Source organism: Streptomyces phyllanthi (assembly GCF_009377205.1).
Lineage (GTDB): Bacteria > Actinomycetota > Actinomycetes > Streptomycetales > Streptomycetaceae > Streptomyces > Streptomyces phyllanthi.
Genome location: NZ_VJZE01000931.1, coordinates 1 through 1,073, shown reverse-complemented (window position 1 = coordinate 1,073; position 1,073 = coordinate 1). Strand labels below are relative to the sequence as shown.

Genomic DNA, 1,073 nt, shown 5'->3' with positions numbered 1-1,073 from the left:
CACCCACACCCCGGCCACCACCGCCGAACCATCCGTACCCTCCGCACTGGCGGCAGAGACCTCAACTGCCGTCACTGACATCGCCGTGCCGGTGCCCGCGCCACGCGGCCCGGTGGTCCTCGGCACCCCCGAAACCCGGCACCCCCTAGCCGTCCAGGCACTCAGCGACGCCGAAGGCCCTGCCCTGGTCATCACCTCGAACCCCATCCTCTGGGCAGAGACCAAGGACGCACGCGCCAAGCTCGGCCCGGTCCTCCTCTACGACCCCGCCCACCTCTGCGACACCCCGGCCCGCCTCCACTGGACGCCCTCCAGAGGGTGCGAGGACAAGGCGACAGCGGCGGCACGCGCAGCCGCACTCCTGGCCCCGATCCGCCCCACAGCCAAGATCGACCAGGCACTCGCGGACACCGCCGAAACGCTCCTGCGCTGCTATCTGCACGCCGCCGCCGTGGACGGCCGCACCATCCGCCACATCCACCGCTGGGCCCAGGGCACACAGGTACAGGAGGCCGTACGAGCCCTCCGTACGAACCCGAAGGCATCACCGGGCACAGCCGGCGAACTGGAGTCGGCCCTCACCTCACACCCCGAACGCCGCGACATGGCACAGGAACTGACGACCCGGGCCCTGTCATCCCTCTCCACCGTCAACGTCCGGGAGTCCTGCACTCCAAACCGAACAGACTCGCTGGCCTTGGATTCCTTCGTGGCCGAAGGGGGCACACTTTATGTCGTGGGGGAACCCATCGAGGACCCCAGGGCAGCTCCAGGGGCCATGCCCCTGCTGACGGCCCTGGCCGCAAGCGTGGTCGAGCGCGGCCGGCGCATGGCCGAACGGTCATCCTCCGGCCGCCTCGACCCACCACTCACCCTGATCCTGGACGACGTGGCAGCAGTGGCCCCACTCCCCCAACTCCCGGCCCTCCTGGCCGACGGCACGGACCGGGGAATGCCGACACTGGCACTGATGCGTTCACGAGAACAGGGAAGATCACGCTGGCCGCAGTACGAGCTACCGGTGTAACGGCAACCCTCTACGCCCCCTCGATCACGTACTCCAACTCCCGCTC

The 1,073-nt window shown here is 69.3% G+C and carries 1 protein-coding gene; it reads left to right on the top strand.

Annotated features, from left to right (window positions below; translation table 11 throughout):
- A partial coding sequence (locus tag FNH04_RS46215; RefSeq protein ID WP_228032083.1) for a type IV secretory system conjugative DNA transfer family protein occupies positions 1–1,027 on the top strand: 1,027 nt, incomplete at its 5' end.
- Between the last annotated feature and the right edge of the window lie 46 nt (positions 1,028–1,073).